The organism is Pseudomonas sp. BP6, from assembly GCF_017875935.1.
In the GTDB taxonomy this organism is placed as follows: domain Bacteria; phylum Pseudomonadota; class Gammaproteobacteria; order Pseudomonadales; family Pseudomonadaceae; genus Aquipseudomonas; species Aquipseudomonas putida_Y.
The window spans coordinates 1,763,172-1,786,115 of record NZ_JAGINI010000001.1; the positions used below are offsets into that span (position 1 = coordinate 1,763,172).

At 63.2% G+C, this 22,944-nt stretch carries 23 protein-coding genes and 2 pseudogenes; 11 read left to right on the forward strand and 14 right to left on the reverse strand.

What is annotated here, in order from left to right; genetic code table 11:
- Positions 1–12 precede the first annotated feature (12 nt).
- Together J3A98_RS08125 and J3A98_RS08130 are read right to left on the reverse strand one after the other, a co-directional pair.
- On the reverse strand, positions 13–291 hold the full coding sequence (locus tag J3A98_RS08125) for a sigma factor-like helix-turn-helix DNA-binding protein (protein ID WP_348635614.1): 279 nt from the start codon (positions 289–291) through the stop codon (positions 13–15).
- Positions 292–710: 419 nt separating this feature from the next.
- The gene (locus J3A98_RS08130; RefSeq protein WP_209965210.1) at positions 711–1,520 is read right to left on the reverse strand and encodes a DNA-binding transcriptional regulator; all 810 of its coding nucleotides are present in this window, start codon (positions 1,518–1,520) and stop codon (positions 711–713) included.
- A 317-nt stretch (positions 1,521–1,837) separates the two neighbouring features.
- Between J3A98_RS08130 and J3A98_RS08135 the strand changes: the two genes are divergently transcribed.
- The 8 genes from J3A98_RS08135 (at position 1,838) to J3A98_RS08170 (ending at position 10,786) form a co-directional block, all read left to right on the forward strand.
- A complete protein-coding gene (locus tag J3A98_RS08135; RefSeq protein ID WP_176684715.1) occupies positions 1,838–3,511 on the forward strand; it encodes a bifunctional 3-(3-hydroxy-phenyl)propionate/3-hydroxycinnamic acid hydroxylase in 1,674 nt (557 codons plus the stop codon).
- Position 3,512: 1 nt separating this feature from the next.
- Complete coding sequence (gene mhpB, locus J3A98_RS08140) at positions 3,513–4,457, forward strand: 3-carboxyethylcatechol 2,3-dioxygenase (protein ID WP_209965213.1); 945 nt, start codon at positions 3,513–3,515, stop codon at positions 4,455–4,457.
- 17 nt (positions 4,458–4,474) lie between these two features.
- Complete coding sequence (locus J3A98_RS08145; protein ID WP_176684713.1) at positions 4,475–5,338, forward strand: alpha/beta fold hydrolase; 864 nt, start codon at positions 4,475–4,477, stop codon at positions 5,336–5,338.
- A 15-nt stretch (positions 5,339–5,353) separates the two neighbouring features.
- Positions 5,354–6,148, forward strand: a complete 795-nt coding sequence (gene mhpD, locus J3A98_RS08150; RefSeq protein WP_209965214.1) for a 2-keto-4-pentenoate hydratase — start codon at positions 5,354–5,356, stop codon at positions 6,146–6,148.
- Positions 6,149–6,159: 11 nt separating this feature from the next.
- Positions 6,160–7,092, forward strand: a complete 933-nt coding sequence (locus tag J3A98_RS08155) for an acetaldehyde dehydrogenase (acetylating) (protein ID WP_209965216.1) — start codon at positions 6,160–6,162, stop codon at positions 7,090–7,092.
- A complete protein-coding gene (mhpE, locus tag J3A98_RS08160) occupies positions 7,089–8,099 on the forward strand; it encodes a 4-hydroxy-2-oxovalerate aldolase (protein ID WP_209965219.1) in 1,011 nt (336 codons plus the stop codon). The genes J3A98_RS08155 and mhpE overlap by 4 nt, the downstream gene beginning before the upstream one ends.
- 151 nt (positions 8,100–8,250) lie before the next feature.
- Positions 8,251–9,432, forward strand: a complete 1,182-nt coding sequence (gene mhpT / locus J3A98_RS08165) for a 3-(3-hydroxy-phenyl)propionate transporter MhpT (RefSeq protein WP_176684709.1) — start codon at positions 8,251–8,253, stop codon at positions 9,430–9,432.
- Between the two features lie 82 nt (positions 9,433–9,514).
- Positions 9,515–10,786: an OprD family porin gene (locus tag J3A98_RS08170; RefSeq protein WP_209965221.1), complete on the forward strand. Its 1,272-nt coding sequence runs from the start codon at positions 9,515–9,517 to the stop codon at positions 10,784–10,786.
- 21 nt (positions 10,787–10,807) lie between these two features.
- Here J3A98_RS08170 and hcaD read toward each other — a convergent pair whose 3' ends face one another.
- The 5 genes from hcaD to hcaE are packed head-to-tail and all read right to left on the reverse strand — an operon-like array spanning position 10,808 to position 15,121.
- Positions 10,808–12,025, reverse strand: a complete 1,218-nt coding sequence (gene hcaD, locus J3A98_RS08175) for a 3-phenylpropionate/cinnamic acid dioxygenase ferredoxin--NAD(+) reductase subunit (protein WP_176684707.1) — start codon at positions 12,023–12,025, stop codon at positions 10,808–10,810.
- Positions 12,022–12,837 carry a 3-phenylpropionate-dihydrodiol/cinnamic acid-dihydrodiol dehydrogenase gene (hcaB, locus tag J3A98_RS08180; RefSeq protein WP_176684706.1) on the reverse strand — a complete coding sequence of 272 codons (816 nt, stop codon included), beginning with the start codon at positions 12,835–12,837 and terminating at the stop codon, positions 12,022–12,024. Before hcaB ends, hcaD begins: the two co-directional genes overlap by 4 nt.
- Entirely contained in the window at positions 12,834–13,154 is a 321-nt protein-coding gene (hcaC, locus tag J3A98_RS08185; RefSeq protein WP_209965223.1) for a 3-phenylpropionate/cinnamic acid dioxygenase ferredoxin subunit, read from the reverse strand. The genes hcaB and hcaC overlap by 4 nt, the downstream gene beginning before the upstream one ends.
- A gap of 54 nt (positions 13,155–13,208) precedes the next feature.
- Complete coding sequence (hcaF, locus tag J3A98_RS08190; protein ID WP_209965225.1) at positions 13,209–13,769, reverse strand: 3-phenylpropionate/cinnamic acid dioxygenase subunit beta; 561 nt, start codon at positions 13,767–13,769, stop codon at positions 13,209–13,211.
- Positions 13,766–15,121: a 3-phenylpropionate/cinnamic acid dioxygenase subunit alpha gene (gene hcaE, locus J3A98_RS08195; protein WP_176684703.1), complete on the reverse strand. Its 1,356-nt coding sequence runs from the start codon at positions 15,119–15,121 to the stop codon at positions 13,766–13,768. The genes hcaF and hcaE overlap by 4 nt, the downstream gene beginning before the upstream one ends.
- A gap of 192 nt (positions 15,122–15,313) precedes the next feature.
- Between hcaE and J3A98_RS08200 the strand changes: the two genes are divergently transcribed.
- Entirely contained in the window at positions 15,314–16,201 is an 888-nt protein-coding gene (locus tag J3A98_RS08200) for a LysR substrate-binding domain-containing protein (RefSeq protein WP_209965229.1), read from the forward strand.
- Positions 16,202–16,640: 439 nt separating this feature from the next.
- Here J3A98_RS08200 and J3A98_RS08205 read toward each other — a convergent pair whose 3' ends face one another.
- The gene (locus tag J3A98_RS08205) at positions 16,641–17,678 is read right to left on the reverse strand and encodes a sensor domain-containing diguanylate cyclase (RefSeq protein WP_209965231.1); all 1,038 of its coding nucleotides are present in this window, start codon (positions 17,676–17,678) and stop codon (positions 16,641–16,643) included.
- A gap of 373 nt (positions 17,679–18,051) precedes the next feature.
- Between J3A98_RS08205 and J3A98_RS08210 the strand changes: the two genes are divergently transcribed.
- Together J3A98_RS08210 and J3A98_RS08215 are read left to right on the forward strand one after the other, a co-directional pair.
- Positions 18,052–18,537, forward strand: a complete 486-nt coding sequence (locus tag J3A98_RS08210) for a DUF2165 domain-containing protein (RefSeq protein WP_209965233.1) — start codon at positions 18,052–18,054, stop codon at positions 18,535–18,537.
- Between the two features lie 45 nt (positions 18,538–18,582).
- Positions 18,583–19,299, forward strand: a complete 717-nt coding sequence (locus J3A98_RS08215; RefSeq protein ID WP_176684700.1) for an SDR family oxidoreductase — start codon at positions 18,583–18,585, stop codon at positions 19,297–19,299.
- 37 nt (positions 19,300–19,336) lie between these two features.
- Here the strand turns inward: J3A98_RS08215 and J3A98_RS08220 are convergent.
- From J3A98_RS08220 to J3A98_RS08250, 6 genes and pseudogenes are all read right to left on the reverse strand, one after another.
- Positions 19,337–19,543 (reverse strand): annotated as a pseudogene (locus J3A98_RS08220) (ABC transporter permease); the annotation flags it as partial.
- A gap of 363 nt (positions 19,544–19,906) precedes the next feature.
- Positions 19,907–20,617: pseudogene (locus J3A98_RS26845) on the reverse strand (SDR family oxidoreductase).
- Entirely contained in the window at positions 20,617–21,000 is a 384-nt protein-coding gene (locus J3A98_RS08235) for a hypothetical protein (RefSeq protein WP_209965237.1), read from the reverse strand. The pseudogene J3A98_RS26845 and the gene J3A98_RS08235 overlap by 1 nt, the downstream one beginning before the upstream one ends.
- 15 nt (positions 21,001–21,015) lie before the next feature.
- Entirely contained in the window at positions 21,016–22,398 is a 1,383-nt protein-coding gene (locus J3A98_RS08240) for an MFS transporter (RefSeq protein WP_209965239.1), read from the reverse strand.
- Between the two features lie 10 nt (positions 22,399–22,408).
- The gene (locus tag J3A98_RS08245) at positions 22,409–22,675 is read right to left on the reverse strand and encodes an aldo/keto reductase (protein WP_245355189.1); all 267 of its coding nucleotides are present in this window, start codon (positions 22,673–22,675) and stop codon (positions 22,409–22,411) included.
- On the reverse strand, positions 22,672–22,881 hold the full coding sequence (locus J3A98_RS08250; RefSeq protein WP_209965241.1) for a hypothetical protein: 210 nt from the start codon (positions 22,879–22,881) through the stop codon (positions 22,672–22,674). The genes J3A98_RS08245 and J3A98_RS08250 overlap by 4 nt, the downstream gene beginning before the upstream one ends.
- Positions 22,882–22,944: the final 63 nt, after the last annotated feature.

Consider the following 22,944-nt stretch of genomic DNA (forward strand, 5'->3'; position numbering starts at 1 on the left):
GATACTGAAAGCCTAGATCGAAATATGAGCGTTACTTGCGAAACACCACACTAGGCGCTGCGCAATATCCTTGAAGGTCATTCCGTGCAAGCGATGCATGACGAAGGCGTGGCGTGAGCGTATTGACAGGCGTGCCAGAGCGGCTTCCAGGCGCTGCAGTTCATCGCTGTACAACGCTTCGCATTCTGGCGAGGGTGCTTCAGAAGGCAACCCCTGCAGCGTTTCCTCGTTCGCCGGATGACGATTTTCCGCTGTGAAACGGCGGTTCAGGTCGAAGGACAGGTTGCGCACGATGCGGTACAGGTAGCCCACTGGCTGTGGCAGCGCGACGCGGCCGACGTTGGCATCGTTGAAGCGCGCAACCAGGCCTCCTGGACCATATCCTCGGCGAGGTAGAGTTTCAGCTTCTGACTGCGTGTCGGCACGACAATCACGCTCGCGACCACGATAAAAAGGGCAGGAAGCGTGGCACTATATCGTTGTTGAGAATTACTGCCAAATGTGATCTCGATGCATTTGTAGAGCGACCCCGGAGGTCTACAGCCATGGCGTGCAGCTTGTGATAGCGCTCTGGATTGTAACGGAAACGGTAAGGATGTTTAGGTGAGCGTGTAAAGACTGTAACCGCTCGCCATTCTGGTATTTTCCCTGTAGATCGACGGAAATCTTGCCGATATCTGAAGCAGCATACTGGTTCCTTTTTGACATTCTTAGTTCACTTTCGGATCAACATTGAGGCCCTCCCGGATTTGCTCAGAAAAAGATTGTAGGGCTGGCAAATAACGCTGCGCAGCTTGTTCGATGCTCATGGCCTTGGCGATGTAGATCAGGCTGACACAGCCCAGTAGTCGTTGGCTGTCATGGTCGTACAGGGGCACCGCAATGGAGGCTATGTTGGCTTCCTGGTTCCAACCCATGTAGTTCTCGCCGTAACCACGATGGCGTGCCTTGCGCAGGATATTGTCCAGCGCCAGACGGTCGCGGGCCAGCTGACATTCGGGCTCGTCGCGGGTGGCCAGCAGCGCCAGGATCTGCTCACGTTCCGCCTCGCCGCAGAATGCCAGGTAGGCCAGGCCGGTTGCCGTTTGCAACACCGGTAGGCGACGTCCGACCATCGAACGGTGGAACGACAGGCGGCTGAAGCGGTGCGTCGTCTCGCGCACCACCATCTCGTCCACGTCCAGCGTGCAGATATCGGTCGGCCACACCACACGTTGCAACAGGTCGCCGAGCAACGGTGCGGCGATGGCGGAGATCCACTGTTCGTCGCGAAACCCTTCGCTCAACTCACGCACCTTGAGGGCCAGACGGAAGCTGTCGTCGGATTCGCTGCGGCGCACGTAGCCTTCGTCCTGCAAGGTCTCGAGCAGGCGCCGAACGGTCGTGCGATGCAGGCCGGTGATTTCGGCCAGGCGCGTTGGGCTGGCACCTCCGTCCAGACGGTTGAGGGCGTTGAGCAGGGCCAGGCCACGGCTCAGCCCACGTACGGTCTTGTACTCGGAGTCTCGATCAATATTCAAGAAAAATCCTTATAAAACAATGATGTGCACTTAGTGCACAACAAGGCGGTTTTTCATTGTAGGGCAATCGGCATCATTTCTATACTCGCCGCAACAACTACAAATGCCCTGACAGGGGAATACAACATGCGCCATGCCTGCCTGCCGTCCCTATCCATTGCCTGCGCCTTCCTCCTTCGAAGCGTGGTGACATTCCGCTAGACCCCGTACCAGTCAAAACGCCCCTTCATCCCTCTTGCGCCTGCCTGCGCGAGGACGGTCGCGGCTTGCCTGGAATATGCCGGGGACGCCGTGGGGCAGTGTCGAGGATTACACCAATGAACAAGCCGCATCCAGATCATTTTCAGACCGACTACACCGCAGACGTAGTGATCATCGGTGCCGGCCCGGTAGGGCTGGCCATCGCCAACTATCTCGGCCAGGCTGGGGTGCAGGTGCTGCAGATCGAGAAGCTCGACCAGCTGATCGACTACCCTCGCGCCATCGGCATCGACGACGAGTCGCTGCGGACCGTGCAGGCCATTGGCCTGGTCGAGCAGGTACTGCCGCACACCACACCTTGGCACGCGATGCGCTTCCTGACGCCGAAGGGGCGCTGCTTCGCCGATATCCAGCCAACCACCGACGAATTTGGCTGGTCGCGACGCAATGCCTTCATCCAGCCACAGGTCGATGCTGTGCTACATAGGGGGCTGGCGCGTTTTGCCAATGTGCGCACGCTGTTTTCACGCGATGTGGTGGAGTTCCAGCAGGACGAGCAGGGCGTGAGCCTGCGCATGAATGGCCCGGAAGGCTGCCAGGAAAGCGTGCGTGCCCGCTACCTGGTGGCATGCGACGGTGGCAACAGCCTGATCCGCCGCACCCTGGACATTGCCTTTGAAGGCAAGACCGCCCCCAATCAGTGGATCGTCATCGACATTGCCAACGATCCGCTGGGCACCCCCAACGTCTACCTGTGCTGCGACCCGGTGCGGCCGTATGTGTCGGCGGCGCTGCCGCACGGCGTGCGCCGCTTCGAGTTCATGGTGATGCCGGGTGAGACCGAAGAACAGCTGGGCAAGCCTGAGAACATGCGCAAGCTGTTGGCCAAGGTGCTGCCGGACCCGGACCGCGTCGAGCTGATCCGCAAGCGCGTGTACACCCACAACGCCCGCCTGGCGAGCCAGTTCCGAGTCAAGCGGGTGCTGCTGGCCGGCGACGCTGCGCACATCATGCCGGTGTGGCAGGGTCAGGGCTACAACAGTGGCATGCGTGACGCCAGCAACCTGGGCTGGAAGCTAGCCCTGGTGGTCAAGGGCCTGGCTGGCGAAGCGCTGCTTGACACCTACGAGCAGGAACGCCGTGACCACGCCAAGGCGATGATCGATTTGTCGGTGCTGGCTGGCCACGTGCTGGCGCCGCCCAAGCGCTGGCAAGGTGCTTTGCGCGACGGTATTTCCTGGATGCTGAACTACCTGCCGGCGGTCAAGCGGTACTTCCTGGAAATGCGCTTCAAGCCCATGCCGCAGTACACCAAAGGCGCACTGGTGACCGAGCCGGACAACAAGAGCAAGGCCTCGCCGGTGGGGCGTATGTTCATCCAGCCCAAGGTGCTCACCGAGTCGGGTGACATCCGCCTGTTGGATGACGTGATCGGTAGCAACTTCGCCTTCATCGCCTGGGGCAACGATCCGCTATGGGGCTTGAGCAGCGCCCAGGTGCAGGCCTGGCGTGCACTGGGTGCCTGCTTCATCCAGGTGCTACCGGAAGTCCAGCTCAAGGCAGGGCTTGAAGTGCCGGACGGGGTCGTTCGCGTGGGTGATTGCACCGGCCGCCTCAAGGATTGGTTCGGCCGCTACCCGCTATCGATTGCGCTGTTGCGCCCGGACCGTTTCGTCGGTGCGGTGGCCATTCCACAGACCATCGGCCAGGCCAGCGACACGTTGCTGCGCGCATTGGCTGCCCAGCCCCAGGCTGGCCAACAGGCGCCACTGGCGTCCAAGGTGGCTTGAGATGAGCGCTTATCTGCATTGCCTGTCGCATACCCCGTTGGTGGGTTACGTCGATCCGGAGCAAGCCGTGCTGGCCGAAGTGGATGAGGTGATCGGCGCCGCCCGTGCGCGCATCGCCGCGTTCGACCCGGAACTGGTGTTCCTGTTCGCCCCGGATCACTTCAACGGCTTCTTCTATGACGTCATGCCGGCCTTCTGCATCGGTATGGGCGCCACCGCCATCGGCGACTTCCAGAGCGCCGCCGGCCCGCTCGACGTACCGCGCGACCTCGCCGATGCCTGTGCCGACGCGGTGTTGGCAGCCGGGGTGGACGCCGCCGTGTCCTACTGCATGCAGGTCGACCATGGGTTTGCCCAGCCGTTGGAGTTTCTGCTCGGTGGCCTGGCTGAAAAACCGGTGATCCCGGTATTCATCAACAGTGTCGCAGTGCCACTGCCAGGCTTCGCTCGCGCCCGTCTGCTCGGCGAGGCCATCGGCCGCTTCGCCCGGGGCACCGGCAAACGTGTGCTGTTCCTCGGCTCCGGTGGCCTGTCGCACCAGCCGCCGGTGCCGGAGCTGGCCCATGTCGATGCGCGCATGGCCGATCGCCTGATGGGCAGCGGCCGCGACCTGCCGGCCAACGAACGCCAGGCCCGGCAGGAGCGTGTGATCAGCGCCGCCGAAGGTTTCGTGCGCGATCAGCACACGTTGCATCCGCTCAACCCGACTTGGGACAACCACTTCCTCGACCTGCTGGAGCAACGCCGTTTCGGCGAGCTCGACGCCATGGCCAATGTCGAGCTGTCGGCGCTGGCCGGCAAGTCCACCCACGAGGTCAAGACCTGGGTAGCGGCCTTCGCTGCGCTCTCTGCGTTCGGCGACTACCAGGCCAGCGAGCGCTACTACCGGCCGATCCCGGAGTGGATCGCCGGCTTCGGCTCGCTCAGCGCCCATTCCATTACCTGATGAACGGAGGATCCATCATGACCAACATCTCTCTCAGTGAAAACGCCAGCAGCCGTTTCGCCCGCATCCGTGAAGGCGATCTCGACCTGCAACTGCACTACAACGACCTCGGCGAAGGCGCCGAGACCGTGGTCATGCTGCACGGTTCCGGTCCGGGTGCCAGTGGCTGGGCCAACTTCAACCGTAACATCCAGCCGCTGCTGGCTGCCGGTTACCGCGTGGTGCTGATGGACTGCCCGGGCTGGAGCAAGAGCGACCCGATCGTCAACCGTGGCTCGCGCTCGGACCTCAACGCCACTGCACTCAAGGGCCTGCTCGACGTACTGGGCCTGGAGCGCGTGCACATCCTCGGCAACTCCATGGGCGGCCACAGCGCCGTGGCCTTCACCCTGAGCTACCCCGAGCGCGTCGGCAAACTGGTGCTGATGGGCGGAGGCACCGGTGGCGCCAGCCCGTTCGTGCCGATGCCCACCGAAGGCATCAAGTTAATCAACGGCCTGTACCGCGAGCCGACCATCGACAACCTGAAGAAGATGATGAACGTCTTCGTCTACGACCCAAGCGATCTCACCGAGGAACTGTTCCAGACCCGCCTGGACAACATGCTCAGCCGCCGCGACCACCTGGAGAACTTCGTCGCCAGCCTGGCCGCCAACCCCAAGCAGTTCCCCGACTTCAGTGCGCGCCTGGGCGAAATCAAGGCCAAGACCCTAGTGGTCTGGGGCCGCAACGACCGCTTCGTGCCGATGGATGTAGGCCTGCGCCTGATCGCCGGTATTGCCAATTCCGAACTGCACGTGTTCAACAACTGCGGCCACTGGGCGCAGTGGGAGCACGCCGACACGTTCAACCGCTTGGTGCTGGACTTCCTTCAGCACTGATTTGAGGTACATCCCATGACCATCGATTCGCAAACCCTTGAGCGCCTGGCCGCCGACCTGCGCCGCGCCCAACAGCAGGGTGAGGCCATCGCCCCGTTGCGTGATGCCATCGGCGCGGAAAACGCCGAGGCGGCCTACGCCATCCAGCGCCTGAACGTTGCCCACGCCCTGGCCGAAGGCCGCCGTCTGGTGGGGCGCAAGATCGGCCTGACCAACCCCAAGGTGCAGGCGCAACTGGGTGTCGACCAGCCGGACTTCGGCAGCCTGTTCGCCGATATGTGCTACGGCGACAACGAAAGCGTGCCGTATGCCAGCGTCATGCAGCCGAAGATCGAGGCCGAGATCGCCCTGGTGCTCGCCCACGACCTGCCCAGTGCCCAGACCACCTTCGCCGACGTGATCGCGGCAACCGGCCATGTGTTGCCGGCGTTGGAGATCGTCGGTAGCCGCGTGCAGGGCTGGAACATCCGCTTCGCCGATACCGTGGCCGACAACGCTTCCAGTGGCTGTTTCGTGCTCGGTGGCCCGGCGCGCCAACTGCATGACCTCGACCTGCGTGGCGCGGCCATGCGCATGACCCGCAACGGTGAGCTGGTGTCCAGTGGCACTGGCGCCGAGTGCCTGGGCCACCCGCTCAACGCCGCTGTGTGGCTCGCCCGTACCATGGCGCGCCTGGGCGAGCCACTGCGGGCCGGCGACATCATCCTCACCGGCGCCCTAGGGCCGATGGTGGCGGTGGCACCGGGCGACCACTTCGAAGCCGAAATCGACGGCCTGGGCCGTGTCGGCGTGACCTTCAGCGGCGAGTGACGGAGAACAACATGAGCCACAAACGCAAAGTCGCCATCATCGGTTCCGGCAACATCGGCACCGACCTCATGATCAAGATCCTGCGCAATGCCAAGCACCTGGAAATGGCGGCGATGGTCGGCATCGACCCGGCCTCCGACGGCCTTGCCCGCGCTGCCCGCATGGGCGTGGCCACCACCCATGAAGGCGTGCAAGGCTTGACTCGCCTGCCGGTGTTCAACGACATCGATTTCGTCTTCGACGCCACCAGCGCCGGTGCCCACGTGAAGAACGACGCCTTGCTGCGCCAGCACAAGGCCGACCTGCGCATGATCGACCTGACTCCGGCGGCCATTGGCCCGTACTGCGTGCCCGTGGTCAACCTGGAGCAGCATCTGCAGGCGACCAACGTCAACATGGTCACCTGCGGCGGCCAGGCCACCATCCCCATGGTCGCGGCGGTATCGCGCGTGGCCAAGGTGCACTATGCCGAGATCGTTGCCTCGATCGCTTCGAAGTCTGCAGGCCCCGGTACCCGTGCCAACATCGACGAATTCACCGAAACCACCAGCAAGGCCATCGAAGTGATCGGCGGTGCGACCAAGGGCAAGGCGATCATCATCATGAACCCCGCCGAGCCGCCGTTGATGATGCGCGACACGGTGTACGTACTGAGCGAGGTCGCCGACCAGCAGCAGGTGGCGGCGAGCATCGAGGAAATGGCCGCTGCGGTGCAGGCCTACGTACCGGGCTACCGCCTCAAGCAGCAGGTGCAGTTCGAAGAAGTGCGCGACCTCAAGCTGCCGGGGCAGGGGACCTTCACCGGGTTGAAAACCTCGGTGTTCCTCGAAGTCGAAGGCGCCGCCCATTACCTGCCGGCCTACGCCGGCAATCTCGACATCATGACCTCTGCCGCGCTGGCTACCGCCGAGCGTATGGCGCAAGCAATGGAGGCCTCGGCATGAACGGCAAGAAACTCTACATCTCCGACGTGACCCTGCGCGATGGCATGCACGCCATCCGCCACCAGTATTCGCTGGATGACGTGCGCGCCATCGCCACGGCACTGGACCGGGCCAAGGTGGACTCCATCGAGGTCGCCCATGGCGATGGTTTGCAGGGCTCCAGTTTCAACTACGGCTTCGGTGCCCACACCGACCTCGAATGGATCGAAGCAGCCGCCGACGCGGTCAGCCACGCCAAGATCGCCACGCTGCTGCTGCCAGGGATCGGCACTATCCACGACCTGAAGAACGCCTACGATGCCGGCGCCCGCATCGTGCGCGTGGCCACCCACTGCACCGAGGCGGACGTCTCGCGCCAGCATATCGAGCATGCCCGTGAGCTGGGCATGGACACCGTCGGCTTCCTGATGATGAGCCACATGCAAACGCCTGAAGGGCTGGCGCAACAGGCCAAGCTGATGGAGGGCTACGGCGCCACCTGCATCTACGTGGTGGATTCCGGCGGGGCGATGAACATGGACGACATCCGTGCGCGTTTCCGTGCGGTGAAGGCCGTGCTCGACCCGGCCACCCACACCGGCATTCATGCCCACCATAACCTCAGCCTGGGCGTTGCCAACTCCATAGCCGCGGTGGAGGAGGGCTGCGATCGCATCGACGCCAGCCTTGCCGGCATGGGCGCCGGCGCCGGCAACGCGCCGCTGGAGGTGTTCATCGCGGCCGCCGACAAGCTGGGCTGGAACCACGGCACCGACCTGTATGCGCTGATGGATGCTGCCGACGACCTGGTGCGCCCGCTGCAGGACCGCCCGGTGCGTGTCGACCGCGAAACCCTGGCGTTGGGTTATGCCGGGGTCTACTCGAGCTTCCTGCGCCATGCCGAGTTGGCCGCTGTCCGCTACGGCATCAAGGCGGTGGACATCCTCGTCGAGCTGGGCAAGCGCAGGATGGTAGGGGGTCAGGAAGACATGATCGTGGACGTGGCGCTGGATTTGCTCAAGCGCTGACCCGAGAAACAGGGCTGCTGCACGGCCCATCGCGAGGCAAGCCCGCTCCACAAGGACGATGCAGCGCCTGTGGGAGCGGGCTTGTCCCGCGAATGGGTGCACAGCGCTCCGTTGCCAACTCAACCCAACACAAAAACAACATGGGTGATTCATGACATCTGCCAATAACCCGCCTCGCGTGGCCTTTACCATCGGCCTGTGTTTCCTCGTCGCCCTGCTCGAAGGTCTCGACCTGCAAGCTGCCGGCATCGCCGCCCCAGGCATGGCCAGTGCCTTCGGCTTGGACAAGCTGAAAATGGGCTGGGTTTTCAGTGCCGGCATCCTCGGCCTGCTGCCTGGCGCCCTGGTCGGCGGCTGGCTGGCCGACCGTTTTGGGCGCAAGCGCATCCTGATCGGCTCGGTGGCGCTGTTTGGCCTGTTCTCGCTGGCCACGGCCCATGCCTGGAGCCTGCCCAGCCTGTTGCTGGCGCGGCTGTTCACCGGTGTCGGGCTGGGCGCCGCATTGCCCAACCTGATCGCCCTGTGCAGCGAAACCGCCGGCCAGCGCCTGCGTGGCAGCGCGGTCAGCCTGATGTACTGCGGCGTGCCATTGGGCGCGGCGATGGCTGCCGGCATCGGCATCGCCGGCTACAGCGGCGAGTGGCAAACGGTGTTCCATGTCGGTGGCGCTGGGCCGCTGCTGATCCTGCCGCTGCTGGTGGCCTACCTGCCCGAATCGGGCCAGTTCCGCGCCACCGGCCAGGCCGAGGATACGCCGAGCCTGCGTCGCGAGCTGTTCGGTCAACGCGCCACCTGGCTGCTGTGGCTGAGCTACTTCTTCACCCTGATGGTGGTGTATATCCTGATCAACTGGCTGCCGAGCCTGCTGGTCGGGCAGGGCTTCAGCAGCCATGACGCCAGCTGGGTGATGTTCGCCCTGCAGATCGGCGCGGCCATCGGCACGTTGATCCTCGGCCAGGTACTCGAGCGCCTGTCGGCCGGGGTAACCGCCGCCCTGGTATACGTCGGCCTGCTCGCCGCCCTGGCGGGCCTGGGGTTGGCCAGCGTGCTGGCGACTATGCTGGTCGCCGGTTTCTTCGCCGGCTTCTTCGCCACTGGCGGGCAGGGCGTGCTGTATGCCCTGGCGCCGCACTTCTACCCGGTCCGCGTGCGCGCCACCGGCGTTGGTGCAGCGGTGGCGGTCGGGCGCCTGGGGGCCATGAGCGGCCCGCTGGTAGCCGGGCAGATGCTCGCCCTCGGCGCCGGTTCGGCCGGGGTGCTGATGGCTTCGGCACCGGGGGTGGTGATCGCCGGCCTGGCGCTGTTCCGCCTGATCGGCCGTCGCCCGGCCTGACCCCGCCCGCCGTCCAACCTTGCTTGCTCCCCTGCTGCTCACGCGGCAGGGCACCCTACAACTACAAGAAAGTGAAGTGACCATGTACAAGGCCCCAAAAACCTGCCTGGCCCTGGCCATCGGCCTGCTCTGCGCCAACCCCTCCCACGCCGCTGGCTTCGTCGATGACAGCCATGCCGAGCTGGTGCTGCGTAACTACTACTTCGATCGCAACTACGTGGGCCAGACCCCGCAAGCGGCTGCTCGCGAATGGGCCCAGGGCTTGATCCTCAACGCGAGCTCCGGTTTCACCGAGGGCCCGGTGGGCTTCGGCCTGGACGCCAAGGGCATGCTCGGGGTCAAGCTCGACTCCTCGCCCGATCGCGTCGGTACCGGCCTGCTGCCCTACGACCCGGTCACCCGAGAGCCTGCCGACGACTATTCCGAACTCGGCCTGACTGGCAAGATGCGCATCTCGCGTACCGAGCTGCAAGGCGGCACCATCAGCACCTTCCTGCCGATCGCCTTCGCCAGCCCGACCCGGCTGCTGCCGCAGACCTTCCGCGGCGCCTACCTGCGCTCCAGCGACATCGACCGCCTGAGCCTGCATGCCGGTTGGCTCGACCGCATCAATCTGCGCGACTCCACCGACTACCAGAAGATGAGCGTCGCCGCGCCCAACGGCCGTTTCAACGGCGCAGCCACCTCCGATCGCTTCACCTTCCTCGGTGGCGACTACGCCTGGTCCGACACCTTGACCCTGCGCTACTACCACGCCGAGCTCGACCAGCTGTACCGCAAGGACTACTTCGGGTTCGTCGACGATCGCCCGCTCGGCGCGGGCCGCCTGAAGAGTGATTTGCGCCTGTTCGTCACCGGCGAGGACGGCACCGCCAAGGCCGGCCCGGTCGACAACCGCAACACCGCGCTGATGCTCACCTACGCCTGGGCCAGCCACAGCCTGGGCGTTGGCTACATGCAGCTCGAGGGCGACACTGCGATGCCCTACCTGTACGGTACCGAGCCGCTGGTGATCACCGAAGGTACGCTCAGCTCCGAGTTCATCAACCCCAAGGAGCGCAGCTGGCAGGTCAAGTTCGACCAGGACTTCGCCCCATTTGGCGTGCCTGGGCTCAAGGGCATGCTGCGCTATGTGCGTGGCGACAACATTGAGCTGGCGCGCTTCGGTGGCGGCGGCCTGAGCGAGAGCGAGAAAGACGTCGAGCTGTCGTATGTCGTGCAGCAGGGCACGTTCAAGGGCGTGGCGCTGCGTTTGCGCCACGCCTGGTACCGCAACGACTTCCTGCCCGGCGCCACGCACCGGGACGACAACGAGTTGCGGGTCAATGTGGATTACACGGTCAAGCTCTGGTAGGTGCCGGTCGGACGTCCGGGGTCAGGACGCCTTTGCCAGCTGGCGAAGGGCGACGGTTGGGTCGCGCAACAGCGCCTCATCCACCTGCGCGCGCCTGGCGATCAGTTCCTTCGCCGGGCGCATGTCCTTGCCGGCGTTGACCGTGACCGCGCCGACGATGGCGCCATCGGCCAGGCCGAGCGCCACGAAGGGCCCCTGGCCCGGGGTACCGCGCAGCAACCAGTGCGGCGCCGCCATATCGCCGGCGAACTGCACGTTGTAGCCGCACTGGTCGGTCCAGAACCACGGCACCGTGGGTGGGGCAAGGTCCTGGTCGAGCATGTCGGACACTGCGGCGGCGGCTTGCAGGTTGGCATTCTCCCAGCTTTCGATGCGAGAGCGCTGGCCGTCGGCGTCAATCTGCATCACGGCATCGCCGGCGGCGTAGATACCGGTTTGCGAGGTACGGCAGCGCTCGTCGACCACGATTGCCCCTTGTTCGCAGCGCAGGCCGGCGCTGTCGGCCAGGGTGGTGTCCACGCTCACGCCGATGCCGTAGACCAATAGGTCGCCTTGCAGTTGCGTGCCATTGTCCAGGATGAGATGGATGGCATCGCCGCGTCGCTCGGCAGCCCGGACACCGGTTGCGAAGTGAAAGCGCACGCCGCGAGCCTCATGGGTCGCTTGCAGGAAAGCCCCTATCGGTTCCGGCGAATTGCGCAGCATGGCACGCCGCGCCGGGTCGACCACGGCTACCTGCAGCCCAAGTTCGCTCAGGCTGGAGGCAAGCTCCAGCCCGATCACCCCAGCGCCGACCAGCAGGGCTCGCTTGCCGGCCTGTGCCTGGGCCCGTATCTGCTGGGCATCCTCCAAGGTACGCAGCACATGGGTGCACTCGCCCAGGGCGTCCAGTGCCGGCAGACGCCGGGGTTGAGCGCCGATGGTCAGCAGCAGCTTGTCGTAGGCCAGCGTCTCGCCGTTGGCCAGGCTGACGGTGCCGGTCTGGCTGTCGATGGCGGTGGCGCGCAGGCCGAGTTTCAAGGTGATGTCCTGCTCGGCGAATTGCTCGTGCGTGTACAGGGCCAGTTTGCCTTGCTGCGGCTGCAGCAAGGCGTCCTTGGACAGCGGCGGGCGCTCGTAGGGCAGGTGCACTTCCTCGCCGACCAGCACCACGGGCCCGGCATGGCCCTGGCGCCGCAAGGCCATGGCTGCGTTGGCGCCGGCCTGGCCGGCACCGATGATCACGATGCGCGTGTTCATAGTGCCAGCCCTCCGGCGACATTACGGATGCCGCGAATGCCCAGGCCTGCGTCGGCGTTGATCATCACGCCGCTCAAGGTCTGGTTGTTCTGCCGCGAGGCCAGTAGTACGAACGGCCCGGTGAATTCGCTGGCATCGGGGAAGAACTGCAGCGGCAGGATCGCTTTGATCGTATCCGGCGAGCGCGAATCCATGATGCGGGTGTCCTGCTGGCCCAGCGCGGTGGGGCCACGCAGGTCGGTGTTCATGCCGCACGGCCCTACGCCGTTGACCCGTACCTTGGGCGCCAGCTCGAAGGCCAGCTCGCGGATCAGGCCGACCGCCGCGTGCTTGCTGGCGGTGTACAGCGGCCCGCCGCCTTCGGGGTAGAACGCCGAGTTGCTGAGGGTGAAGATCATGCTGCCGCACGACTTGACCAGTTCGGCGGCAGCGGCCTTGGCGCCCAGCAGGTAGCCCTTGACGTTGATTGCGAACAGCTCGTCGAAGCCCTGGGCGAGTTTCTCCGCATTGGTGTCGAGCAGGCGCACGCCGTGATCCCACACGCCGGCGTTGCCGACGAAGCAATCGAGTTTGCCGAAGCGCGCCACGGCGGCATCCACCGCACGCTGGTTGTCGGCGCTACTGCACACGTCGCCCTGGGTGACGACCACATCACCGGCGAAGTGTGCCTGCAAAATCGCGCATTTTTCTGGGGAACGCTCCAGCACCGCGAGTTTCGCCCCTTCGGCCAGGAAGCGTTCCACCAGCGCCAGGCCCAGGCCCGAGCCGCCACCGGTGATCAGCACCACTTCATCCTGCAACCAGCCGCTCATGCCGCGTCCTCCAGCACCACGTGGATGATGTCGTCGACGATGCTGACCGGGTAGGTGCGCAGTGGCTCGGTGGCGGGCTGGCACAGGGCCGCACCGCTCTTGAGGCAGAACCGCGCAGCATGCAGCGGGCATTCGACGGTAGCATCGTCTTCGATGTAGCCCTCGGACATGGAGGCGTTGCCGTGGCTGCAACGATCGTCCAGGGCATAGAATTCGCCGCCGACGTTGAACACGGCGATCAGCCGGTCGGCAGCTTGCACGGTCACGGCTTCGCCATCGGCGAGCGCGTGGGTTTCACAGACGCTGAAAGTGGTCATGGTAGGGGTACCGGTATTCGGGAGAGTCTGGATGCGGGGCAGGAGCCCCGCGTTTCAGAACAGCACGCTGAGGTTGTGCGAGGTGATCACCACCTGGTCGAGGGCGATGTCGCGGTGGTAGATCTCGAAGCCGAAGCTGTTGTCGGCGCGGCGCAGGCGGTCGATGCGCATGCCGTGATAGCTGACATTGTCCTTTTCCTTCTGCGAACGGTGCAGGAGGTAGTTGCTGCGCACCTCGAAACCCTTGCCGTCTTCGGTTGCGCGGATGCGCAGGTTGCTGACGAAGTGGCGGGTGCGGCTAGGGGGCTCTTCGGCCCAGGCCATGCCGGTTTCCAGGCGTGCGACACGGCGCTCGAGCTGGTGCCAGTTGTCGTTGAAGATCCATGTGGTGGGCGGACCGACCTTGCGCCGGCGGTCGCGGGTTTGTGCGTTGGCACCGGTGCGCATGGTGTAGCTGATGTCCTGGGCAACGACGATCAGCCAGTCGCGAAAGCGCCAGTCATCCAGCAACTCGGCCTCCTGGAAGATGAAGTCGGCGATTTCATGGTGGGTCTGGGCATCGACGATCGGTTGCGTGTTGGGCGCGAGCGGGTCGCGGATCGCGGCGTCGTTCATTTCACCAGCTCCTGTTCATAGGCTTCGGTGCGACGCTTCACTTCGTCCCAGGACGGCGACAACAGCAGGTCCACCCAATACTGGTAGAGGCCGCGTGCCGCGGTTTCGCTGAAGATGTAGTTGGTGATGCCAGGCATGTCTTCGCGCAGCTTCTCGTTGCCCAGGCCCATTTCCATGCACAGGGTGGCGTTGCGGGCACGTTTACCACGCAAGACCTTCTGGATTTCGGTCCAGTTCTCCGAATCGTCCTGCTCGAGGAACCCGGCCGGCCCGAAGGCGCGGGTTTCGCTGCGTTCGAAGGCAGCCTTGACGTCGTCCGGTGCCGCAGCGTCGGCGATGCAGAAGTTCCACACCTCCACCTGGTTCGGCCCACGCGGGTGCCACACGCGGATCGTCGCGGTGCCGTTGAGCCAGCTCAGGGTCGGGAACATGTTGTTGTGGCCGGCCAGGCGCAGTGCGCGGATTTCGCCCAGGCGCGCCTTGGCCTCGTCGAAGGTGTCACGGAAATAGCGCGATACCTCGCCGTCTACCCACACGTTGGCGTCGGGCTTTTCGGTGAAGAAGAACCCGCTGCCATGACCGCGTTGGCCGTACTGGACGGCGTCCTTGGCGGTTTCCCAGACCGGGCGCGCCGTCTGGTCAGAGCCCAGGGCCTTTTCCGTGTTGCCGGGCGCCTGCCCCAGCACCTGCACCGCCGAGGCGTGTGAGTAGAGGGCGTGGTACTGGTCGGAGGCGAACTGTTCGGCGGGCAGTTTCCAATTGCAGTCGATGGTCCACTTCTGCACGCCGCCGATGATTTCGGTACCGCCTTCGCGGCGGTCGAGCACGCCGTCCAGGTACCAGGCGATGTCGCCCATGTAGTCTTCGAGTTCAGGTGCCTCGGCGTCCCAGTTGCCGAATACCAGGCCCTTGTATTCGCGCACGCGGGTCACCGCCTGCAGGCCCCATTGCTTCTTGCACAGCCCCTGCGGGTAGGCACGCGGCTCCTGCGGCACGTCGATCAGTTCGCCGTCGGTGCCGTAGCTCCAGCCGTGGTAGGGGCAGGTGAACGCCTTGGTGTTGCCCGAGTCGGCGTAGGACACGCGCATCGAACGATGCCGACACTGGTTGAGGAAGGCATTGATCGAGCGGTCTTTCTGACGCACGACCACGATCGGGTCTTCGCCCATGTAGGTATTGAAAAAGTCACCGGGCTTGGGGATCTGACTGACATGGCAGAGGAACAGCCAGGTGCGACCAAAGATGCGTTCGAGCTCGAGCTCATAGATCTGCGGGTCGGTATAGATAGCAGGGGTGATACGTCCGTTACGGGCGTCGACCAAAGCCTCGAATTGTTCTGGGGTGATAGCCACTCTTATTCTCCTCACCGCTTACAAGAAGGGTGTGTTTTTATTGTCGAATGAGCTGTTGGCGCCAACAGATTCGGTAAATCTAGGGGAGTGAGGGCGAATGCAGAAATACTTTCTTTGGATCTATTTATCGGTTAGACCTATAACTGGTTGACCGGCCCTGCGCCCTGTCTGAACGATTCCAAGGAAAACCAAATGGAACTGCGCCACTTGCGCTTCTTCGTCGCCGTCGCCGAAGAACTCAGCTTCACTCGCGCCGCCACTCGCCTGTTTACCTCGCAGCCGTCGTTGAGCGAGCAGATTCGCAACCTGGAGCTGGAGATCGGCTTTGCCTTGCTCACCCGTACCCGGCGCAAGGTCGAGCTGACGCCGGCCGGGGTAGTATTCTTGGATGAGGCCCGGCAGATCCTCGGGCACGTCGAGATGGCCGTGGCGCGTGCCGCCAAGGCCGCTTCCCAGCGCGAGCGCATCACCATCGGCTTCGTGCCGGCCGCCGAAGTGCGCATTTTCCCCAGCGTTTTGCCGATATTCCGGGTGTCGTTTCCCGAGGTGGATATCGTCCTGCGCAGCCTGACTTCCGAAGAGCAGGAGGTGGCGCTGGCGCGTGGTGAAATCGAGCTGGGCTTCATGCGCGGCCCGGTACGCGCCGCCAACCTGCACAGCGAAGTGGTATTGGTGGAGCAGTTTCGCGTCTACCTGCCACACGATCACCCGCTGGTGGCGGCTCCCAGCATCACGCCCAGTCAGTTGGACAACTTGCCGGCGATCAACATCGATCCGGGCTACGGGCGTTCGATCCACGATGCACTGGCGCAGTACCTAGCTCGCCATGACGTCACATCGGGGCATGTCTACCCGTCGTCCAATCCACTGATGAGCATTAACCTGGTGGCTGCCGGGCTGGGCTATACGTTGCTGCCGGCCTATGCCGAAAACTTCATGCCCAAGGATGTTGTTTCTCGCTCATTGCCAAGCGATGCGCCAACGAGTGAACTGCTGATGGTTAGTCTACATGATATTGATGCCAACTCAGGCGCCTTGAACTATCTGAAACATATAGTTCGAGAGGCGGGGAGAAAGTGATAGAGGGAGCATTGGTTGCAGCGTACAAATCTATCGCTATGTAGTGGTCTAATAAAACCGGACACCCATTTAGGGAAACTCCGAACAAGTTGTCCATCAGCCGGAAATGGACGGATTGTGGATGCCGAAAAGCCTGATTTTCAGCCGCTGATTACTGGATAACCAAGGCACGGTCTTGGTTTTCTGCCCTCACGGGCCCACCTCTCCCGCAGCAGGCAATTATTGACCACTGCAGGAGAGGTACGCCTGTAGCGCGCAAGAGCCAGGGCAAAGCCCTGGCTTTGAGCTGATTGAGGGCTGAAAATGGTCGGGCGGCGTCAAAACGCCGCTCATTACGCGTTCAAGGCAACTTGTTCGGAGTTCCCTTAGCGAACGCCGGTTCAGATGAGACGCTCTCGTATAGGGGAATCTCGCTCCATGTTACCGAGTCTTAAAGTCCTCAGGATAACGCTGGCACATAGACAACCTGGTCACGTCCCCCGTGTTTGGCCGCATAGAGACCGCCGTCAGCGCGTTTTATTGCATCATCAACCTGCTCACCATTAGTGAGCAGGGCGCATCCGATGCTAATGGTCATCTTCCGAGGGCCGCCGGGCAACAAAAATGGCGCGCTGCCGATTGACTGACGCAAGCGCTCCGCAATCTGCGTTAATTCTTGGCTGTCTTTAACCCGTAGCAGGGCCACGAACTCCTCTCCGCCCTGGCGTACCAGCAGGTCATCTGGTCGCAGCGTAGCCCGCAGTCGGCGGGCGCACTCGCAGAGCACTTTATCGCCGGCATCGTGGCCATGCTCGTCATTGACGGATTTGAAACGGTCGAGGTCTGCGTATACGGCACCTAGCTGTAAACCTCGCTCCTCAGCCAAACGAAGTTCTCGGTTCTGAAATGCTGCCAACGCCCCGCGGTTCCATAGTTGTGTCAAAGGATCAAGCAAAGCCCTGCGCTGCCCGCGATCCATTTCAACACGCAGAGCGCGATTGACCTGAGCTAGGCTCCGCAGTTGCAAATAACCCTCGGTGAGCGTGGCTAAGTCCCGAAAGTTAGCCTGTTGCGCTTCGCTGAGCTTCCGCGGCCGAGGATCGAACATGCACAGGGTGCCAATGGCTTTGCCATTTGAGGCACGTAACGGGTGGCCCGCATAGAACCGGATATAGGGTGGGTTCAGCACGAGGGGATTGTCCTCGAAGCGTGTATCGCACCTGGCGTCGGAAACCATCAAGGTATCTTCGCCGAGAATCGCGTAGCCGCAAAAGGACACATTGCGCTTCGTCTCGCTTACCTCGATGCCGATTCGAGCCTTGAACCACTGCCGATCCTGATCGATTAGGCTGATCAGAACGGTCTCCACCTGGGCTAGTTCTTGGGTGAGTCGTACCAAGGTATCAAGATAATGCTCGGCCGGCGTATCGACCAAGTCCATGTCATCAAGTGTGCGCTGACGAAGTGCTTCATCAGAGGGTAGGGGACAAGCTGGCATGTCTGTTACTCCACTCCTTGGTTCGATTTTTTCCACAAACGCGGATAGAAAACTCTCAAGCATCTTGACCAATGCCGCACACGCTCGGCGCCTTCAGGCCAGGTCAGCCGGAATAGAGAGCATAGCAAACCGGTTGGCTCTATCCCGGATCCTCCAGTGGGTATACCTGCGGCGTTGATCGACGCGGCTCGGTCGGTCGCCCAAGACCTCGGCAAACTTCTCAGACCTACAGACGGCTTGAACGAACGGTTGAGGTTGTCGCCCCAGGCAGCCTTATTGGAAAACCGGTATTGACCTCGAGTTAAGTCAAGGTTTTAGAGTGGCGTCCGGACGCTCTCGCTGCTTTCGGAAACGAACTCACAAAGGACCAGGAATGGACACTCCGACTTCACTGCTGATTTTCCAGATCACCTGCTGCATTGGCTTGAGCCTGTGGCTGAGTATCAGCCTGATCAACAACCTGCAGGCCTTTGCCAGCTCAGCCGGGGCGATCGGGGAGACCATGTCGATGGCGCCGCTGGCCCAACCTCCCGCAATCAGCCTCCCTCTGCTGGTGCGAGCGATGACCTCTCACGCCATCCATCGCTTGGCCTTGTCGATCATAGTGCTGACACAGGCAGCCGCCGCTCTCGCGGCCTGGGTCGGGTGCTATGAACTGCTGCTTGGCGCCGGCCTGGAGGTGGCGCGGCCCTGGTTGAACCTGGCCTTGAGCGCAGCGCTCGGGTTCCTGCTCGCGATGCTGCTGGGCGGGATATGGTTCGGCTACTGGATCCGCCAGGAAGGGTTGCAACTGACCCATCTGCTTTTGATGGTCTGGATCCTGCTGCACTTCGTCGTACTGAATGTCCGGTTGAGTTGAACGGCCCAGGGAAGCTTGGAGCATTTCAGTTAAAAGGAGCAACAGATGAAGATGATGATCGTAGGCGCCGGCAGAGGGTTGGGCCGGGCTTTGCTCGAAGGGCTCGGCAAGCCAGGGGACACGCTGATCGGCGTATCACGCAAACAGCCGTCAGACTTGGCCCTTGCCCCGGGCATCGACCTGCAGTGGGTCGATGCCGACCTTGCCAAGCCAACGGCGGCTGTAGCACAGATCGCGGATCGGGCACCTGCCGATCTGGATGTCCTGATCTACAACGTTGGCATCTGGGAAGAACACGCCTTCAGCGAGCACTATGCATTCCTTGACGACAGCGACGAATCGATCACCAGGCTGGTCGAGGTGAACATCACGGCCACGCTGCTTCTGCTCAAGCGCCTGGTGCCCAAGTTGCTTGGTGCGTCCCGGCCGCAGTTGATCCTCACCGGTTCGACCTCAGCTCTTCGCCAGAGTGGGCGCCCGGAGGTAGCGTTCGGCGCCTCAAAGTTCGCTCTCAACGGCATGGCTGATGCGCTGCGCGAAGGTTTTAGGGATGACAACCTGGCGGTGACCGTGCTCCAACTGGGTTATCTGAATACCGACGACTCCCTGAACACGCCATTGGCACAAGCCGCGGCACGTGGCGAGCGGCGCCAGGTACCGGTGCATGATGTGGTCACCATGGTCGACGCGCTGTTGCGCTTGTCCGGGGCTTCGTTCGTACGGGAGCTGATCTTGCCGGCTATCGGTGATGAGCGCTTCTGACGCCAAAGCTGCCATCAGCCCTCAAGTTTACTGGCTGTCGACTCAGGGCAATGCCGGCGGGGGTGCTCACGGCCAACGCCGCCGCCATCGAAGCCAGCACCAGGACCAGGTGCGCTTGCAGGTAGAAAGCCAGATCGTCGCGGTAGCGGGCGATCGTATCGATGCCGATCCAGTGGACCAGCAGGCCCAGGATGACGAGCACGGCGGCCCATCCCAACAGCCCTTTTCCGTAGCGTGCAGCCACAGGCGGACTCCTTCTTGCCGTCGGCGCTCGCACTCCCGTGTGGCCGGCCATTCCTGGCGGCGGGCAGTGTGAACGCGAGTAGCTGCCCGATGCGCGCCAAAGGCGCCAATCAGGCCATGAGCCGAACCCCGCCAGGTCCGAGATGCAGGTGTAACCAGCCCTGAACCAAAGCGGGTTGCAAGGGAGTGACGTCTCCATGGAGGCAAAGATTCCCATCTGATGCGGCTTTTGGCCAGTGTTAATCACTGGCACTAGCGGAATTCGGCGCAAAAAAATAGCGATTTACTGCGTTGAAGGCGTTGAAAAACCTGCCCTACGGCCCTGTGCAGAGTTGCCCGCGAAGGGCCGCAGGCGGCCCGGGTTTCACGCGATGCGGCCGCCGCCATCGACATAGAGGGTCGAACCGGTGGTGTAGCCGTTGTCGATGAGGAAGCAGACAGCCTTGGCGACATCCTCCGCCAGCCCGATGCGGCCGACCGGCAGGCGGTTGGCCACGCTGTCGAACAGCGAGGCGCGCTTGTCCTGCGCTAGGCCGTCCCACAGCTCGGTCGCCAACAAGCCGGGCGATACGGTATTGACGCGCACAGGCGCCAGCTCCAGCGCCAGGGCCCGGCCCAATGCCTCGAGGGCCGCGTTGATCGCCGACTGCAAGGCGCTGGCCTTGCCAGGGCGCACCGACAGGTAGCCGGCGACGAAGGTGAGCGAGCCCTGGGCGCGCAGCGGGATGTACTTCGCCGCGCTGTAGGCGCCTCAGAACTTGCTGTCCATGGCCTGGCGCGCGGCGGCGTCGGGCAGTGCCGCGATGCTGCCCATGGGCGTGTCGGCGGCGCTGATCACCACATGGTCCCAGCGCGGGCCGTCAGCCAGGGCCTGGAGCTGCGCGGTATCGGTGATGTCGAGTTGCAGGTGCCTGGCGCCAGCGCCGAGCTGTTGCCGGGCTGCCTGGAGTTTTTCCAGGTTGCGCGAGGCGATGGTCACCTGGGCGCCCAGGCGGTCGAGCAGTTTCGCCGTGGCAAGGCCGACGCCGGACGAACCGCCGATCACCAGCACCGATGTTACTTTGAAGTCGAACATCAGGCGTTCTCCACCAGGTCGCTGGAGCGCACACGGGCATAGCTTTCCCGTTCCAGCTCGGTGATCTGCACGGCTATGTCGCAGTTACCAAGGGTCAGCGCCTGGTGGAAGTGCTCGGACAACACCCGCAGGGCGACCTGTGACATGGCCTTCTTCTGCTGTGCGCTCTTGCCGAAGAACGTCTCGATGTTCAACCGCACGAACGAGGCGTCGCCGTCGCCCAGGCCGATATGGAAGGTGTCGACCGGGAAGATCCGGGACTTGAAGTCCTGGGTGCGAAACTCACCGGCCTGGGCCAGTTGCACATGCAGGGCGTTGAACAGCCGTTGGCTGTCGGGGGCGGGGCCGGCGTTGGTGGAGTACTCGAGGGTCAGGTGAGGCATGCTGAGATTCCTTGCTTAGGAGGTGGCTTTGGAAACGAGGACTTGGGGTTTGCTGAAGCCAGTTAGCACCAGGCCGACACACAGCAGCAGCGCCAGCGAAGCGATGATCAAGGCCGGGCCCATACCCTGGTCGAACGACTCCGCTGCGAAGTCGCCGAGTACCAGGCCCATGAACGCCACCCCGATCAGCCCACCGATCTGCCGCGAGGCGTTGAGCACGCCGGAGGCGACACCGATATGCTGGCTGTCGGCACTGGACACCATGGCGTTGGTCACCGAAGGCACGGCCAGGCCGATGCCGAAGCCCGCCACGACGATCTGCACGACCATAGCCCCATACCCATGACCGCCCAGCAGCGGCACGATGCAGGCGTATCCCAACGCCGCCAGGCCGGTGCCGATCAGCAGGGTCTTGCGAAAGCCGCTGCGCACCATCAGTTTGGCAGAGTAGAGGTTGGCGAGCATGATAGCGCCGGTCATCGGCAGCAGCGCCAGGCCGGTCTGCAGCGGCGAGTAGTGCCAGCTGTACTGGAAGTACAGGCTGAACAGGAACACCAGGCCGTAGAAGGCGAAATTGACCAGAATGCCGATCACGGCGGAGGTGGCGAACTGCTTGTTGGCGAACAGGTACAACGGCAGCATCGGCGCTGCGACGCGGCGTTCGACCACGATGAACAGGGCGCTGGCGCCGATGAAGCCCGCGGCGCTGAGCAGAACCTCCTGGGACTGCAGGCCATAGCTGTTCACCTGGATCAACGCATAGGTCAGGCAGCCCAGCGCCGCGACCGCGAGCACCTGCCCGGCGATGTCGATATTGCGTTCGACCAGCGTGGTTTTCTCCTGCACGAACACATAGGCGATGGTGATGCCCAGGGCCGCGATCGGAATGTTGACGTAGAAGATCGAGCGCCAGCCGAACATCGAGATCAGCACGCCGCCGAACACCGGTCCCAGCGCCAGGGCCATGCCACCGGCCGCGGCCCACAGGCCGATGGCGCGGCTGCGCTCGTTGGCGTCCGGAAAAGTCTGGTTGACGATCGCCAGCGACGCCGGCACCACCAGCGCCGCGCCGATGCCTTGCAGCAGGCGGAACGCGATCAGCAGGGTCAGGCTGTCCGCGGTGCCGCACAGCCAGGAGGCCAGGGCGAACAGGGCGAACCCGACCAGGAACACGCGCTTGGGGCCGAAGCGGTCACCCAGGGAGCCGGTGGTCAGCAGGAAGGAGGCGAAGGTCAGGGTGTAGCCGTTGACTACCCATTCCAGGTGCGCGAGGCTGCCCTCGAACTGCGTGTAGATCTGTTGCAAGGCGACGTTGACGACGCTCACGTCGAGAATGACGATGACGAAGGCCAGGCAGGCGGACGCCAGGCTCAGCTTTCTTCTTAGCAAGGTATTCATTGTGCAACCCTCAGCCCTGCAGGTCGAAGCCGAACTTGGTCGCGATCACGGCCTTTTCACGAACGCCTTTGAGTGCCTTGCCGATCAGCACTTCGTTGGTGAAGGGCCCGTAGGCTTCTGCGCTGTCGAAGAAGTTCACACCGATGTCCAGGGCCCTGCGCAGGGTTTCGCCGGACTCGACATCATCGGGCTCGCCGTACCATTGGCTCATGCCCATGCAGCCCAGGCCCAGACGCGACACCGTCAAACCTTGTGAACCGAGTTTTACCTGTTTCATATGTTCTTCCTGAAGGTGAGTTGTTGAGCAGCCATCTGCTTGATCTTGATCAAGGCAAAGTCATGCACTTCGTTGCTGTCGAGGTCGGTGCAGCGCAGCAGCCACTGCGCCGTGGTGTGGTACTCAGTGCTGCCGAAGTGGAGGTACTCCACTTGTATGTTTCTTTCCCGTTCCAGGCCTTGCCAGTTTTCGTAAATGACTTTCATCGGTGTTCTCCGGGGGCTGTTCCCATAACGCCGGCCGATAGTCTGCCCTTTGCAAAATTTCGT